At 39.7% G+C, this 14,535-nt stretch carries 12 protein-coding genes and 1 pseudogene; 3 read left to right on the top strand and 10 right to left on the bottom strand.

Going from position 1 to position 14,535, the window contains the following annotated elements; genetic code table 11:
- Position 1 precedes the first annotated feature (1 nt).
- From ND2E_RS01245 to ND2E_RS01265, 5 genes are all read right to left on the bottom strand, one after another.
- Positions 2–1,012, bottom strand: coding sequence for an ArsJ-associated glyceraldehyde-3-phosphate dehydrogenase (locus ND2E_RS01245; protein WP_033095832.1), 1,011 nt, complete (start codon positions 1,010–1,012; stop codon positions 2–4).
- 81 nt (positions 1,013–1,093) lie between these two features.
- Positions 1,094–2,161, bottom strand: coding sequence for an ACR3 family arsenite efflux transporter (gene arsB / locus ND2E_RS01250; RefSeq protein ID WP_052057031.1), 1,068 nt, complete (start codon positions 2,159–2,161; stop codon positions 1,094–1,096).
- A 19-nt stretch (positions 2,162–2,180) separates the two neighbouring features.
- Complete coding sequence (locus ND2E_RS01255; RefSeq protein WP_033095831.1) at positions 2,181–3,008, bottom strand: metalloregulator ArsR/SmtB family transcription factor; 828 nt, start codon at positions 3,006–3,008, stop codon at positions 2,181–2,183.
- 160 nt (positions 3,009–3,168) lie between these two features.
- Positions 3,169–4,596, bottom strand: a complete 1,428-nt coding sequence (locus ND2E_RS01260) for an aldehyde dehydrogenase family protein (protein WP_052057029.1) — start codon at positions 4,594–4,596, stop codon at positions 3,169–3,171.
- 55 nt (positions 4,597–4,651) lie between these two features.
- Complete coding sequence (locus tag ND2E_RS01265) at positions 4,652–6,292, bottom strand: acetolactate synthase large subunit (protein WP_263281893.1); 1,641 nt, start codon at positions 6,290–6,292, stop codon at positions 4,652–4,654.
- 259 nt (positions 6,293–6,551) lie between these two features.
- On the opposite strand from ND2E_RS01265, the gene ND2E_RS01270 reads away from it, so the two are divergent.
- Positions 6,552–7,379, top strand: a complete 828-nt coding sequence (locus tag ND2E_RS01270; RefSeq protein WP_033095980.1) for a DUF3108 domain-containing protein — start codon at positions 6,552–6,554, stop codon at positions 7,377–7,379.
- An 18-nt stretch (positions 7,380–7,397) separates the two neighbouring features.
- Here ND2E_RS01270 and ND2E_RS01275 read toward each other — a convergent pair whose 3' ends face one another.
- Both ND2E_RS01275 and ND2E_RS23430 read right to left on the bottom strand, forming a co-directional pair.
- Positions 7,398–7,817 carry a hypothetical protein gene (locus ND2E_RS01275; RefSeq protein WP_052057026.1) on the bottom strand — a complete coding sequence of 140 codons (420 nt, stop codon included), beginning with the start codon at positions 7,815–7,817 and terminating at the stop codon, positions 7,398–7,400.
- Positions 7,818–8,039: 222 nt separating this feature from the next.
- Positions 8,040–8,300: pseudogene (locus tag ND2E_RS23430) on the bottom strand (hypothetical protein).
- A 130-nt stretch (positions 8,301–8,430) separates the two neighbouring features.
- On the opposite strand from ND2E_RS23430, the gene msrA reads away from it, so the two are divergent.
- Positions 8,431–9,786, top strand: coding sequence for a peptide-methionine (S)-S-oxide reductase MsrA (gene msrA / locus ND2E_RS01280; protein ID WP_033095829.1), 1,356 nt, complete (start codon positions 8,431–8,433; stop codon positions 9,784–9,786).
- 233 nt (positions 9,787–10,019) lie between these two features.
- Here the strand turns inward: msrA and ND2E_RS01285 are convergent, their stop codons facing one another.
- A complete protein-coding gene (locus tag ND2E_RS01285) occupies positions 10,020–11,654 on the bottom strand; it encodes a peptide MFS transporter (RefSeq protein ID WP_190277874.1) in 1,635 nt (544 codons plus the stop codon).
- Positions 11,655–11,929: 275 nt separating this feature from the next.
- Here ND2E_RS01285 and ND2E_RS01290 point away from each other — a divergent pair, with 275 nt between their 5' ends.
- Positions 11,930–13,342, top strand: a complete 1,413-nt coding sequence (locus ND2E_RS01290; protein ID WP_052057024.1) for an alpha-amylase family protein — start codon at positions 11,930–11,932, stop codon at positions 13,340–13,342.
- A 92-nt stretch (positions 13,343–13,434) separates the two neighbouring features.
- Here the strand turns inward: ND2E_RS01290 and ND2E_RS01295 are convergent, their stop codons facing one another.
- Both ND2E_RS01295 and ND2E_RS01300 read right to left on the bottom strand, forming a co-directional pair.
- On the bottom strand, positions 13,435–13,851 hold the full coding sequence (locus tag ND2E_RS01295; RefSeq protein WP_033095828.1) for a MaoC family dehydratase: 417 nt from the start codon (positions 13,849–13,851) through the stop codon (positions 13,435–13,437).
- Positions 13,852–13,942: 91 nt separating this feature from the next.
- Positions 13,943–14,311, bottom strand: a complete 369-nt coding sequence (locus ND2E_RS01300; RefSeq protein ID WP_033095827.1) for a PH domain-containing protein — start codon at positions 14,309–14,311, stop codon at positions 13,943–13,945.
- Between the last annotated feature and the right edge of the window lie 224 nt (positions 14,312–14,535).

Raw genomic sequence — 14,535 nt, 5'->3', positions numbered from 1 at the left:
GTTAAACCTTGTCCGCCAGTCCAACCATACGAGCCAATTCAGCGGTTCTATTGGCATAACCCCACTCATTGTCATACCAAACATAAAGCTTAACTTGAGTATCATTTACCACCATAGTAGACAACGCATCGATAATGCTTGAACGGGGATCCGTTTTATAATCAATTGACACCAACGGACGTTCTTCATAGCCCATAATGTCTTTTAACTCACCTTCAGCCGCTTGTTTAAGTAACTGATTTACTTCCTCAACGCTGGTATCACGATCAACCTCAAATACACAATCAGTTATGGATGAATTAGCTAAAGGAACTCGTATCGCATGACCATTTAACTTGCCTTTAAGCTCAGGGAAAATATGGGTAATCGCAGTAGCAGAGCCTGTAGTTGTTGGAATTAAACTCATGCCACAGGCACGCGCTCTGCGTAAATCTTTATGCGGCGCATCTAAAATGGTTTGTGTATTGGTGATGTCATGAATAGTTGTCATTGAACCGTGCTTAATACCTATCTTTTCATGGATCGTTTTTACCACAGGTGCTAGACAATTCGTGGTACACGACGCTGCCGTCACAATAGGATGAATGGCTTTATCGTACAGCTCTTCATTCACGCCCATCACAATATTCAATACACCTTCTTCTTTGACTGGCGCAGTCACCACAACACGTTTTACCCCTTGGACAAGATAAGCTTGTAATAACGCTTTAGTTTTTATTTTTCCCGAAGCTTCAATTACTACATCACACTGCGACCAATCGGTGTCGGCAGTCGCTGTATTTTGGCTATACGCAATTTTTTTACCGTTAATAATGATTGAATCATCTTCATGTGTTGCCTCATGATGCCAACGGCCATGAATTGAATCGAATGTCATCAGGTGTGCCATTGTTTCTGCATTGCCGGCAGGATCATTAATGTGAATAATTTCTATATCATCCCAATCAAATGCTGCACGCATTGATAAACGTCCCATACGGCCAAAACCGTTAATACCAATTTTAATAGTCATAAGTCTGTCCTAAAGTTGCGTTAAAGCGGTTTAACATAATTGTATGACTTAAGGTCATCACTAAAGTCATAAAGTAAAGAATTAAGTTGTACGGGTTGTGTTAGTCGATGTTTTTACCTCTAGTGCTTGGCTTGCGCCAAACCAATGTGATGTACGGTTAATGATATAAACTAAAGACAACATCACAGGCACTTCAACAAGTACCCCTACCACCGTCGCTAAGGCTGCACCAGAGTGTAAGCCGAACAGCGATATTGCTACCGCGACGGCCAATTCAAAAAAGTTAGATGTACCGATCAAACATGCAGGCGCTGCAATGTTATGTGGTAATTTCAGCCATATAGCAGCTAAATAAGCAATGATGAAAATACCGTATGTTTGGAGCATAAGTGGAATGGCAATCAACCCAATAGTTTCAGGCTCAGATACGATAGTGTTCGCCTGAAAGCCAAACAATAGAATGACCGTTGCTAACAATCCAATCACCGACCAAGGTTTCATTGTCGATAGCAGCTGATTCACTTTCTGCCCACCATGACCTGTATTTAATATCTTTCGAGTTAATACACCTGCAATTAAAGGCAGTAAAACGTAAAGAACAACCGAAATTAACAGCGTTTCCCACGGTACTTGAATATCACTAACACCCAGTAAAAATGCAGAAATAGGCGCAAAGGCAAAGATCATAATAACGTCATTCACTGACACTTGAACTAAAGTGTAATTTGGATCGCCTTTGGTTAATTGTGACCACACAAAGACCATCGCAGTACAAGGCGCAACACCCAGTAAAATCATGCCGGCAATGTATTCTTGCGCTGATGCGGGATCAACTAAATCGGCAAAAATAAAATTAAAAAATAACCAGCCTAAGCCTGCCATGGTAAAGGGCTTAATAAGCCAATTGATCACAATAGTTAGTACAAGTCCTTTAGGGTTTTTACCAACATCTTTTATTGCCGAAAAATCAATTTGCACCATCATTGGATAAATCATCACCCAAATGAAAACGGCAACGACAATGTTAACGTGAGCAATTTCAAAATCGGCAATCATCTGGAAAGCATCGGGTTGCCATAACCCTAATACCACACCAAGAACAATGCTCATTCCAACCCAAACTGATAAGTAACGTTCAAAAATACCCATGATTAAATCCTAACACTCATTATTTACAAAAATTCGCTCTATCAGGTCTATTTTGCATTGTTGCTAAACGCTGGAGCTCGGTATATATCTGCAAAATATTATTTTCTGTCGTCTGTGCAATCACCGACTTTGCCCATAGTGGCAGTTCAGGGTTGATACGATAAAACACCCATTGTCCATGTTTTCTATCGGTTATCACCTTTGCTTTTTTAAGCACTGCAAGGTTGCGGGATACTTTAGGCTGACTGTCTTCTTCCAGTGCTTCCATCAACTCACACACACAAAGCTCACCATGATAATGCGCTAACATGACTGTTTTTAAACGAATATTATCGGTAAGGGTTTTATAGAAAGAAATAGGATCAAAGTCAGCAAGTAGACTCGGTTCGTTATCACTACTTGTGACACTCGGGTCGCTATCAGCATTAACAGTCTCTCTTTCAACTAAGATAAACATAGACAAGCGATTGTTTAGCTCGGCTAAGGTGGTAGAAAATGGATTATTGCCCGCGCGTTCTTTTGGATCAGCAAAATCCCATGCTAACTGCTTTACCGCATTAGGATAACTTCTGCATTCATTGTTGGCTTTATCACAGAGGGTAATAACGTAATCAAATACTTTACCTGCAAAACTCGTGACATTTTTAGACACTAAACCTGTAGCGTCAAGGCCAAACGTGACTATCGCCTCAACTGCACGACTATCAATAGTTTCAGGTTGGGTACCTGCACTATAGACGTCATAGCTATCACCTGCTTTATGCTTTAGTAACGCTTCAGCCATTTGTGATCTGGCAGAGTTACCCGTACAAAGAAAAAGAACTGATTGTCTGTTTGTATTTGCCATAAAAAATCAAGTGTAAAACAACATAACAAACATTGTATATATGAATTTCCATATATACAAGTCGTTTTATCATTAATCGTAACAAAGTTCTAGAAGATCAACTGCAAAAAAAAAGCCCTAAGGGCTTTAATTTAAGGAGTCATGCTTGAAGGAATAAAGCTTAAAGCTTGATCACTGCCATTTTATCCTGAGACATATCATGCATGGTGTATGCAATACCGCCAGTATTATAACCAGAGTGTTTGCGCCCAGCGAAAGGCATCCAATCAACACGAAAAGCGGTATGGTCATTCACCATCACAGCGGTAGCGTCTAATTCGCGTATTGCCTTGGTTGCAATATCGAGGTTTTTGGTAAATACAGCAGCTTGGAACGCATAATCTAATGAATTAGCTTGCTCAATAGCTTCGTCAATATCATCATAACCATAAACGCAAACAACAGGTCCAAAAATTTCCATGGTTGAAACTTTCGCATTAGCTGGCGGCTCAAACAGCACGGTTGGTGCATAAGTGCTTTCACCCAAGCGTTTACCTCCTGTCATCAAAATTGCCCCTGCCGCCACGGCTTCATCTACCCACTCTTCAACGCGATCAACTTCTTTAGGTCGAATCAGCGGGCCACATTCAGTCTTCTCATCGATAGCATTACCGACAATAAGTTTTGCTGCGCCCTCTGCTAACAATTGCGCAATATTTTTTGCTTTGTCTTTAGGGGCATAAATTCGCTGTACCGACACACACACCTGCCCTGAATGATAAAATCCGCCTTTAAGTAAGCTCGGGATCATAGCGTCAATATCGGCACTTTCATCAATAATTACTGGGGCAACTCCACCATGTTCTAACGCACAACGTGTACCGGGTGCTAACTTAGAGCGCAACATCCAACCAATGTTAGCTGAGCCTATAAAACTAAAAAAAGCGACTCGAGGATCGGTGATCATTTTTTCAGAGGTTGAAATATCACAGGCAACAAAACGACACCATTGCGGTGGCAGTCCTGCTTCATGCAAAATATCAACAAAGGCTTTACAGGATAATGGCGTATCTCGTGCAGGTTTAACTAACACAGGACAACCTGCCGCAACAGCCGGAGCCACCTGATGAACAATTAAGTTTAGCGGATGGTTAAATGCAGAAACAGCGACAACAACCCCAATAGGCTCTTTGGTAGTAAAGGCTATTCTGCCTGCGCCCGCTTGGGTTAAATCCATCGGAATTTGACTACCGATTAATTTTGAAATTTCTTTGGCGCACAGCTCTACGCCATCAATAGCTCTGGTCACTTCAACTCGCGCATCGGCCAGCGGTTTACCGCCTTCATTGGCAATTAAAAAAGCTAATTCATCAGCTCTTTGTGAGATAAGTACTGCTGCTTTTTTTAGAATACTGACGCGCTCAAATGCAGGAATCCACTGATTACAGTCTTTATAGAGCTGATGAGCCGTAGATAAATATTTATCAATATCACCCCATATCACTGTTGCTATAGACTCTATGTAAGTTTGATCATACGGGTTAACAACATCAAGTGTTTCAGGCACCTTGTTATTCTCTGCTACATCGCTATGTTCTACATTGTCCATGATATATTTCCTCCAAATCTAAGTTAAAATTTGTTTGCCTCTTAACAATGAAGCCTTATATCAAACAAACTTTTTGCGCTAATTCATCAATTAATACTTTTTGATTCTCAGAATAATCAACAGGCAATTCAACAAGGTGAACTCCCCCAGTTGAAAATGCTTTCTCATACGTCGGGATAATATCTTCAGCACAAGTGACACGATGGCCTGTTGCACCATAACTTTCAGCATATTTAACAAAATCAGGATTATTAAATTCTAATCCCCAGTCCTCAAACCCTGCACTGGCTTGCTTCCAACGGATCATGCCATATGAACTGTCATTTAAAATAGTTACCACTAAGTTTAGCCCTAGACGGATTGCCGTTTCGATTTCTTGTGAATTCATCATAAAGCCACCGTCACCACATATTGCCATCACGCGTTGGCTAGGGTTGAGCATTGCCGCCATCATAGCTGAAGGTAAACCAGCCCCCATGGTGGCAAGTGCATTATCAAGTAAAACGGTATTGGGTTGATACGCTTTATAATTACGGGCAAACCAAATTTTATAAATGCCGTTGTCTAACGCAATAATATCTTTATCACCCATCACCTTGCGTATATCAGCAACAAAACGTTGTGGAATGATAGGAAAACGCGCATCATTTGCCCCTTCTTCAATATGCACATCAATGGCATGCTTTATCATGTCAAAATAACTTCGATCAAACTTAACTTCCCCTCCAAGCTTTTCTTTCAATGTTTCAACAGAGGCAGCAAGATCACCAATAACTTCTAACTGTGGAAAATAGACTTGATCAACTTGCGCAGACTTATAATTAACATGAATAACCTTCTTCCCACCCTCTTCCATAAAAAATGGCGGTTTTTCAATAACATCATGGCCAATATTAATAATTAAATCTGCCCGTTCAATTGCGCAATGCAAATAATCGCCCGCCGATAACGCTGCGGTGCCTAAAAATAAATTTGAGCGTTCATCAACAACGCCTTTACCCATTTGGGTAACAAAAAATGGAATACGGGTTGAATGAACAAAATCACACATTGCTGCCCTAACATTTTGACGATTCGCACCTGCGCCAATTAAAATCAGCGGCATTTTGGCAGTTTTTATCAAGGTAACAGCCTCTTTAATACTGACCTCACTCGGGCTAGCATAATAGCGTTTATGTGGTTTCATCACATGCTCAGTACAGTCTTCAGCGGCAATATCTTCAGGTAACTCTAATAACACAGCGCCAGGTCGCTCTTCTTCTGACAGGCGAAATGCTTCACGCACTAAAGAAGGAATAGTATCACCGTGCACAATTTGTTTAGACAGTTTGCAAATAGGATCAAACAAGCCAACCACATCTATGATTTGAAACTGGCCTTGCTTCGATTTTTTAATGGGCTTTTGTCCGGTGATCATCAGTAACGGCATGCCACCTAAATGAGCATAAGCTGCAGGAGTAGATAAATTGGTGGCACCTGGTCCTAAGGTTGCCATACACACTCCCGTTTTACCGGTAAGACGACCATAAGTAGCAGCCATAAAACCTGCACCTTGTTCATGTCGAGTTAATACCAATTTAATAGAAGAGTTACGCAAGGATTCAACCATGTCCAAATTCTCTTCGCCAGGTACCGCAAAAATGTGATCGACTCCTTCAGCTGCCAGTGCCTGAACAAATAAATCCGATGCTTTTATCTTATTATTCTCACTCATAACTTTTCCCTAAATAAACTTAACACACCTTGTTAAATTGAATATTCTCCAATTACTAAAAGTGCGATATGCTGCCTTGAAATACGTTTAATTACAGCGAAACTTTCTCTACTATAAGATTCTAGACCATAGAAAAAATGCTTCCATCAAAGTGAGTATTAAAGACTCGTTTTTTATAGAGAAAATTTTCATCGATAAAAAATAACCGAGTACAGCTCAAGCAAACATGGCTAACCCGAACATGAATAAATCGAACACGACTAAAGTAACGAATAAAACCTTGAAAATCTCACCGACAATAGCTTTATTGGCTTTTTTCTTGTTTGGCTTTACGACCCAATTACAGGCCAATGCCATGGGTTCATTAACGGAAAAGGCACTGAATAACTTTCATCAGTGTAATAAAAGTTTTGAGTATGAAATTTATTTTCTCGGGGAAAAAGTGGGTTATTTACACCGAAAAATAAAATGGGATAACAGCACATCCGCGGCAACTAAAGCAACGGTAGCATCATACGGTGAAGTAACTTTTTTGTGGCTTGACTCAACTTACCAACAACAAAGTGTTATGCACTACTCTCCTCAATATCAGCATTTCTTAACACCGCATTTTTCACAAAAACTAACCGGGCTCAAATCACGAGAAATGACCGCTAAAATGTCTGATGACGGGCTATCATCGAAGGTAACGCTCGATACTAAGGTGTCTCACTACCAACAGAAAAATGACAAAGGGAATAATAAAGAAAATAGTGCATTATATGACTTAGATACTTTAGGCGCACAAATTCGGCTGAATTTATTGCAAGGGAATGACAGCTTTATCTTATATCGACAAGCCAGTAAGAAAGTTGAAAAGTATCAATTTGAAGTCGCTGAACAGGAAGTCATTGTTCATGAAAAATGGGGGGAATTAACAACAATAAAAGTGGTTGAGGTGGGCGAACATGAAAATATTGTTTTGTGGTTTTCAAGTCAACATGACCATCAACTGGTCAAGGCAGAATTAGATATGATATTTTCTCCTATCGTTTGGTTAACACACTTTAATAAACAGTGTAAATCATAGAGAAAAAAGTACGCTTAATTAGGTTTTTCGATTGGTAATAGTCCAAACATCAACATCAAGTTTATTATCCAATATAGCTTTATTTAAACGCTTTAAATACCTTTCTTTGGTTCTTGGATTAACAATTAACACAATACCCGCTTTTTTGCCTGTCATGGCAGAATAAAATAGTGCCTGCCCTAAGGACTCAGCCCATTTTTTCCCCCAATCATACTCAATGGCATGGGTAGCAGTTAAACAATCAACCCGCGTTTTATCCGCTAAGACATGCTCCACTTTTCCTTCACAGTAGGCTTCAACAAAGTCAGCCTCATGCCATTTGGCTGGCTTTTCTGACTTAGCGTGGGCATATGACAAAGTAAATAAACCAGTAAGCACGGCAAAAAGCTTGAATGCTGCGAGTAACGCACGCGGTATAGAGGAAAATAGCTTAATCATTAAGTTGGTTTCTAATCTTTTATTATTGTTATTACGTATTGAAATGGTGTCTTTTCGAGCAATAAATTACATGCAGCTCACTTTCAGCTGTCTATTGTAACCTAGAACACTTATTTTAGCGCTTTTATTACTCGTCTAGGTTTACACTTTTATACACTTTGAGTCGTTATTTTACCATTGTGATGAAATTGTGATATTTCAGTGACTTTATAGCGATATCAGTCATTTATACTTAGGGTCTGTTGAACTTTCGAGATTGTTTTTGCAGCGGTTTGTTGGGTATTTATACAAGGCAGAGCCTTTGTCATGTGGTTGTTCAGGACAATATGCTCCTGCATTGTCTAATAAGCGATATCCATATCGCGTCACATAAAAAGGTGATAACGCCGTAAAAATGACCAACAAACGCTGTCCAAAGGATTAAGCTAAAAGCGTTTTACTCTTTGTTGAGTAGTATTTGCTTAGAGTGACTAGGCTACACACTACTCGCCGCGATTAAAACGCTTTACTCCCTTTAAAAAAGGCGAACAAAATTTAACCGCGAAAGATCAACAGACCCTAGTTTAAGTTTAACAAATCAATCCCTTTCAAACGATTGAATCAGGATGGCATTATGAATTTATTATCATTAATCACCACTATCACATTAGTCTTTGCTTTTGCATTTTATACCGTGACACCCAGCTCTACTAGCTATGCCTCTGCCACGTCAACAAAAATCCAAAATGATATTGAAGAGATATTGCCTAAATCATCACATTCAACGAAGGAAATGCCTGCGACAATGCACCTCGATAGCATTGTACTGGGTGCAGGCTGCTTCTGGGGCGCTGAAAAAAGATATCAAGCCATTCCGGGTGTTGTTGATGCTATCTCGGGTTATGCCGACGGTAAAAATGTCAGAGCAAGTTACCGAGAAATTACCAAAAGAAAGAATAAGAACAATAAAAATAACCATGCAGAAGTCGTTAAAGTTATTTTTAACAGCTCAAAAGTTAACTTGGAAACTATTCTACAAAATTACTATGAAGGGCACGATCCCACGCAACTTAACCGTCAAGGTAATGATATCGGCACCCAGTATCGTTCAACGATTTTAACAAGTAATGAGCAACAAAATACTATTGCTTTGAAAGTAACTTCTCAGTACCAAACATTATTAAATGACGCGGGTTATGGCAAAATTGCCACTAAAATAAGCCCACTGACTGAGTTTTTTCAAGCAGAGCAGTATCACCAAGATTACTTAGTCAAAAATCCAAATGGTTACTGTCCAGATCATTCTACCGGTGTTAAATTTAATGATGATGCTAAAACAGAATTGGCCACTAAAAAGATTGATAATACGCCCTTATTAACTGGTAAACATATTGTTGTCATTGAATCAGAGAGTTACTGCCCTTATTGTGAAAAATTCAAAAAGAATGTTGCTAATGATTACAAAGGTACCATTGAAATAAATTACCGACTAGCAAGCCAATTAAGCGGTTTAAATATAAAAACTGAAACCTGGGCGACCCCCAGTATTTTATTTATCCAAGATGGTGAAGAAGTATTTGGTAAACAAGGATACATGAGCCCTGACTACTTTTATAAAGCATTAGGCGCATTTAAATTAGGTAAAAGTGAAGCCTTTAATGTTGCATTTGACGAAGGTACAGATAGACGTTTTTGCAAAGAGTATGAAATTTTCAAAAACACTCCCGATGGCGTTTTTGTTGATAAGTTAAGTGGCGCACCATTATTTAATACCGATGACCGTTTTAACTCAGGTACGGGTTGGTTATCTTTTACTAAAGCAGTCGATGGTTCAGTAATTGAAAAACCTGATAATCGTTACGGTATGGTGCGCACAGAAATTCGCTCTAAAACTTCTGGTATTCATTTAGGTCATGTATTTCCAGATGGTCCAAACGGACAACCAAGGTTTTGTATTAACGCTACGGTATTAGAATTCATACCTAGATAATAGCCACGTTATTCCATTAACTATTTTCACCTTTGCTATACTTAACTATGGAGACAATAAAGTATAGCAGAGGCAATTATGGCAATTTTATCCTTGGTCGTTGGCTTATGTTCAGTAGCACTCGTTATCGGGTTTGCGGTTCATGCGTATTATCAATACTTTAAACACTCAGACCAGCACATCAATAAGCATCATTAATACGCCTTATTCGCATTTCTTATCGCTAAAACAGCTTAGCGAACACCATGCATACCCCGTTTTAATAGCGGAGATATCAGCAGAATAAATACGCCTGTACCAATACCAATCCACGTTAAAAACTCGAATAGCTGGGTGTAAATAAGAAGATTGTCACTAACACTTCCGACTTCCCCACTATGGGTATCAATAGCCGCTAATTTTCCTAAACGCATAGCCAAGGTTTCAGACAACGCCGTTGCCAAAAACCACACCCCCATTGATAAACCGACCACGCGATGTATCGCCAGCTTAGTCACGGCCGAAAGACCGACCGGTGAAAGACACAACTCACCCGTTGTATGAATAAGATACGCTAGCACTAACCACCATAAACTGATTTTACCGGCCTCATTGGGATATTGTGCTCCAATAACCAAAACGCCAAAACCCAAACCCGCTTGCATAATTCCCAAGGCGAATTTTATCGGAATGTTGGGGTTTAACTTAAACTTATCTAACCACACCCACAGCGCTGCAAAAGGTAAAGACAACAAAATGATAAAGCCCGCATTAAGAGAGCCAAACTGACCCGCGGTTATCTCAATGCCCGCAATATTTCTATCAACAACTCTGTCGGCAAATAAGGTCATTGACCCCGCTGCCTGCTCAAACAAAGCCCAAAATACGATGGTAGAACCAATTAACACCATCAGCACTAACATTTGCTGGAACTCTTCTCTGCTGCCTTTTAATGCGGCATAGGCTATTAACCCGACGCCCGATGCAATCAATAAAACCTGCTGAGCTGCAAAGACTACGGGCTCATGTTGAATAACAAGCCAAAATACCGACAAGCTTAAAATAGCCGTTAGATAAATTAAGTGCTCACGGCTTATCAACCCCCAAACTTTATCTTTCAACACGGCAACATCGGGCGGCTCTGCCAAACCACGCAAATATTTAAGGCCCTTAGTAAACGTCACCAAACCAAATAACATACCAATGCCAGCAGCACCAAAACCGTAACGCCAGCCATAGGTTTCACCTAAGTAAACACAAATAATCGTTGCGGCAAAAGAGCCAAGGTTAATGCCCATGTAAAAAATGGTAAAACCAGAGTCTCGACGGGGATCATCCTTACTATAGAGTTGACCTACTATGGTGGAAATATTGGGCTTTAAAAAACCAACACCCACCACAATAAGTGATAATGCCAAGTAGAAAACATTCAGCGCTGCTAAATCTTGAATTTTAACCGTTTCCGTTAATTGAGTACCCGCGCTAAGTACAGTGCCATTATTCAGAGTAATATCTGCAGTTAAAATGGTACCCGCCACATATTGCACCGCTTGATGGCCCTCAACTGCCATCAGTAAATGGCCAAAACAGAGTAAGATACCACCGAATATCACCGACTTTTTCATACCAAGATAGCGATCAGCTAACATACCCCCTATCACGGGCAAGGTATAAACTAAACCAGCATAGGATCCTAAAACTTCCAAGCCTGCTCCGTCAGAGAATAAATGGTATTTAGTTAAATATAAGAGCAGCAAATACTTCATACCATAAAATGAAAACCGCTCCCAAAGTTCAGTCGCAAAACAAACGTATAAGCCTTTAGGGTGACCAAATAATTCATCTGTATTGCTTTGAATATCAATATCAATGTCGTTTGCTTTATCCATATGTTTGTTATGCCTTGCAACAGGGAAAGTCTTAGACGAAGTATAGAGTGACTATCAAGCTTATGCTAAGGATGACAGTGTTAATTCAACTAGTTACGCAGAATAATGCAGTATAAAGTGTCGATTCCCACGTTTTACTGAGCAAATAAAATTGGCTTATGAATACGTATGTAGGGGGATTGATAACTATCTTCGCTTAATTTACGCTCAATTTAGTTGCTCGATCAGCAGCCCAAAAAGTTTACAACAATAAAAATAATATAAACGAGGAATGCATGAAAACTACACCACTATTGAAAAAATTCACGCAAGCATCAATCATCGCCAGCTCATTATTATTCAGTCAAGGTTCATACGCTGATACCATACTGCATGCTTTTAACTGGACCTACGATGACGTTGCAACCAAAGCACAAGAGATTGCTGATTTAGGCTACAAAAAAGTACTAGTTTCGCCAGCATATAAATCCTCAGGCAATGAATGGTGGGCCCGTTATCAGCCACAAGACTTAAGACTTATTCATAGCCCTTTAGGTGATACCAACGACTTTAAAGAGATGGTTAATGCCCTTAAAGCCAAAGGCGTTGAGACCTACGCCGATATCGTATTGAACCATATGGCGAACGAATCATCCCAACGCTCAGATTTAAACTACCCAGGTGCTGCAGTACTTGCTACTTATGCTGCTGATAGCACTTACTACAACTCTATTAAGTTATTTGGCGATTTACAACAGGGTAGCTATGGCGCAAATGACTTTCACCCCGCAGGATGTATTACTGATTGGGGCAACCCCGGCCATGTACAATATTGGCGACTTTGTGGCGGTAATGGCGATACAGGATTACCTGATTTAGACCCAAATAACTGGGTAGTATCTCAACAACAAGCCTACTTACAAGCGTTAAAAACAATCGGTGTCACTGGTTTTCGCGTTGATGCCGCAAAACATATGAGCAACTACCACATTAACGCGGTATTTAATAACGACATCAAAAATGGCATGCATGTGTTTGGTGAAATCATCACTTCGGGTGGCGCTGGCGATAATAGTTACGACAGTTTCCTAGCCCCCTATTTAAATGATACTGGTCACGGCGCTTATGACTTCCCATTATTTGCTTCACTTCGTGGTGCCCTTGGTTTTGGCGGTTCAATGAATCAACTAGTTGACCCTGGAGCTTACGGTCAAGCATTAGCAGGCGACAAAGCGGTAACCTTTTCAATAACTCATGATATTCCAACCAACGAAGGTTTTAGGTATCAAATACTCGATGAGACTGATGAGCTGTTAGCTAATGCTTACATTCTGGGCCGTGATGGCGGTACGCCGATGATTTACTCTGATCATAACGAAAGTAATGACGGTAGCCGTTGGCAAGGTTTATACAAACGCGCAGACATTGCTGGTATGGTGAAATTTCATAACGCTGCACAAGGCCACGGCATGCAAGTGATGAGCTTTAACGATTGTGTGATTTTATTCAAACGTGATCACATTGGTGTGGTAGGTATTAACAAGTGTGATAACGGCCAAGACGTGTGGGTAAATACCGCAGAGCACAATTTATGGTGGCATAAAAACTACCGTGATGTTGTTGGTGGTGTTGATGTGCAAAATATTAATAGCCAATGGCATAAGTTTTACTTACCAGGGCGTAAAGCCAGAATGTGGTTAATGGAATAGATTCCAAAACCATTGGCACTTACACAAACGCTACTTAAATCCTTTACATTTAGATTAACGTAGCGTTTGTCATTTCAGGCAAGATATAAGTCCTAAATTTTAGGTGGCATCACGGTTGCCAGCCCTTCAGCGACTACGTTGCCGTTTTGATTAACTAAACTGCAATGTAATTTAACGATGTTTTTGTCTGTCATAAGTTCAACTACTTCACAAGTTGCGGTGACGGTATCACCAATAAATACCGGTGCTATAAACTTACTCTCTTGTCCCAAGTATATTGTGCCCTCACCTGGTAACTTTTCCCCTAACAATGCCGAAATAGTACTTAAGACAAATGCGCCATGAACAACACGTTGACCAAAGACACTACTTTTTGCTGCAATATCATTAATATGTACGGGATTCCTATCTCCTGAAATCTCAGCAAACAGCATCACATCGGAATCAGAGAAGGTTTTTTCAAAATGATCTTTTTGACCTAGATGTAGCTGCTCAATTGTATAAGACAAATTAACTCCTTTAATTCATACAATAACCACAGATAAAGCGATAACTGTTAGCAGCTATCTTCCCCCGATAAATTTACACTGAAGTTATGGTTTATAGCACATGATTAGAAATTACTTTTGAAATCTGAAGCATTGAAGACTCACCTGTAAATTCAAATTTTATTTTACCTATTGCTGAAAAGTATATTTCTAGCTCAGAATCAAGATCAAAAGTTCCTGAAGTTTCAATAGAGTAGGCTACGATATTTTTGTAAGGTAAGGATGTAAAATCTTTTTTACTTCCAGTTATGCCTTGAACATTAACCGAAATGATCCTTTTACTGGTAAATATCACCCCATCTCGCATAGATTTAAATGAATCAATGATTTCTTCGTCATCTAACAGTAATTCACTAACCTTTTCTGCATATTCAGAGTTCTGCTTTAACTTGAAAATGGCTTTATTATCAAAATCAATCATAAAAACTCCTTAAATAGACACAATGACTCCCCACGAGGTGCTAACCTCTGAGCGTGGGTTAGTTTATACATGTTAAACAATATAAACTGGAGACTAGCAAGTACAAACATAACATACTTTTTATTGACTTAAATACCCATAAAACATTCACTGAAGTCGCTTACATCGAAGACCAACGTGGCGCAAAACCAATTCACTTTGGCAAAATACTCAGCAATAAAGCC

Source organism: Colwellia psychrerythraea (assembly GCF_000764225.1).
GTDB classification, from domain to species: Bacteria; Pseudomonadota; Gammaproteobacteria; order Enterobacterales; family Alteromonadaceae; genus Colwellia; species Colwellia psychrerythraea_D.
This window is presented reverse-complemented; position numbering and strand designations above follow the sequence as displayed.

Bases quoted from the DNA above. Each gene is read 5' to 3' on its own strand.
- ND2E_RS01260 (WP_052057029.1), bottom strand. From the start codon at position 4,596: ATGGACAATGTAGAACATAGCGATGTAGCAGAGAATAACAAGGTGCCT.
- ND2E_RS01285 (WP_190277874.1), bottom strand. From the start codon at position 11,654: ATGGATAAAGCAAACGACATTGATATTGATATTCAAAGCAATACAGAT.
- ND2E_RS01290 (WP_052057024.1), top strand. From the start codon at position 11,930: ATGAAAACTACACCACTATTGAAAAAATTCACGCAAGCATCAATCATC.
- msrA (WP_033095829.1), top strand. From the start codon at position 8,431: ATGAATTTATTATCATTAATCACCACTATCACATTAGTCTTTGCTTTT.
- ND2E_RS01255 (WP_033095831.1), bottom strand. From the start codon at position 3,008: ATGGCAAATACAAACAGACAATCAGTTCTTTTTCTTTGTACGGGTAAC.
- ND2E_RS01275 (WP_052057026.1), bottom strand. From the start codon at position 7,817: ATGATTAAGCTATTTTCCTCTATACCGCGTGCGTTACTCGCAGCATTC.
- ND2E_RS01300 (WP_033095827.1), bottom strand. From the start codon at position 14,311: ATGATTGATTTTGATAATAAAGCCATTTTCAAGTTAAAGCAGAACTCT.
- ND2E_RS01245 (WP_033095832.1), bottom strand. From the start codon at position 1,012: ATGACTATTAAAATTGGTATTAACGGTTTTGGCCGTATGGGACGTTTA.
- arsB (WP_052057031.1), bottom strand. From the start codon at position 2,161: ATGGGTATTTTTGAACGTTACTTATCAGTTTGGGTTGGAATGAGCATT.
- ND2E_RS01270 (WP_033095980.1), top strand. From the start codon at position 6,552: ATGAATAAATCGAACACGACTAAAGTAACGAATAAAACCTTGAAAATC.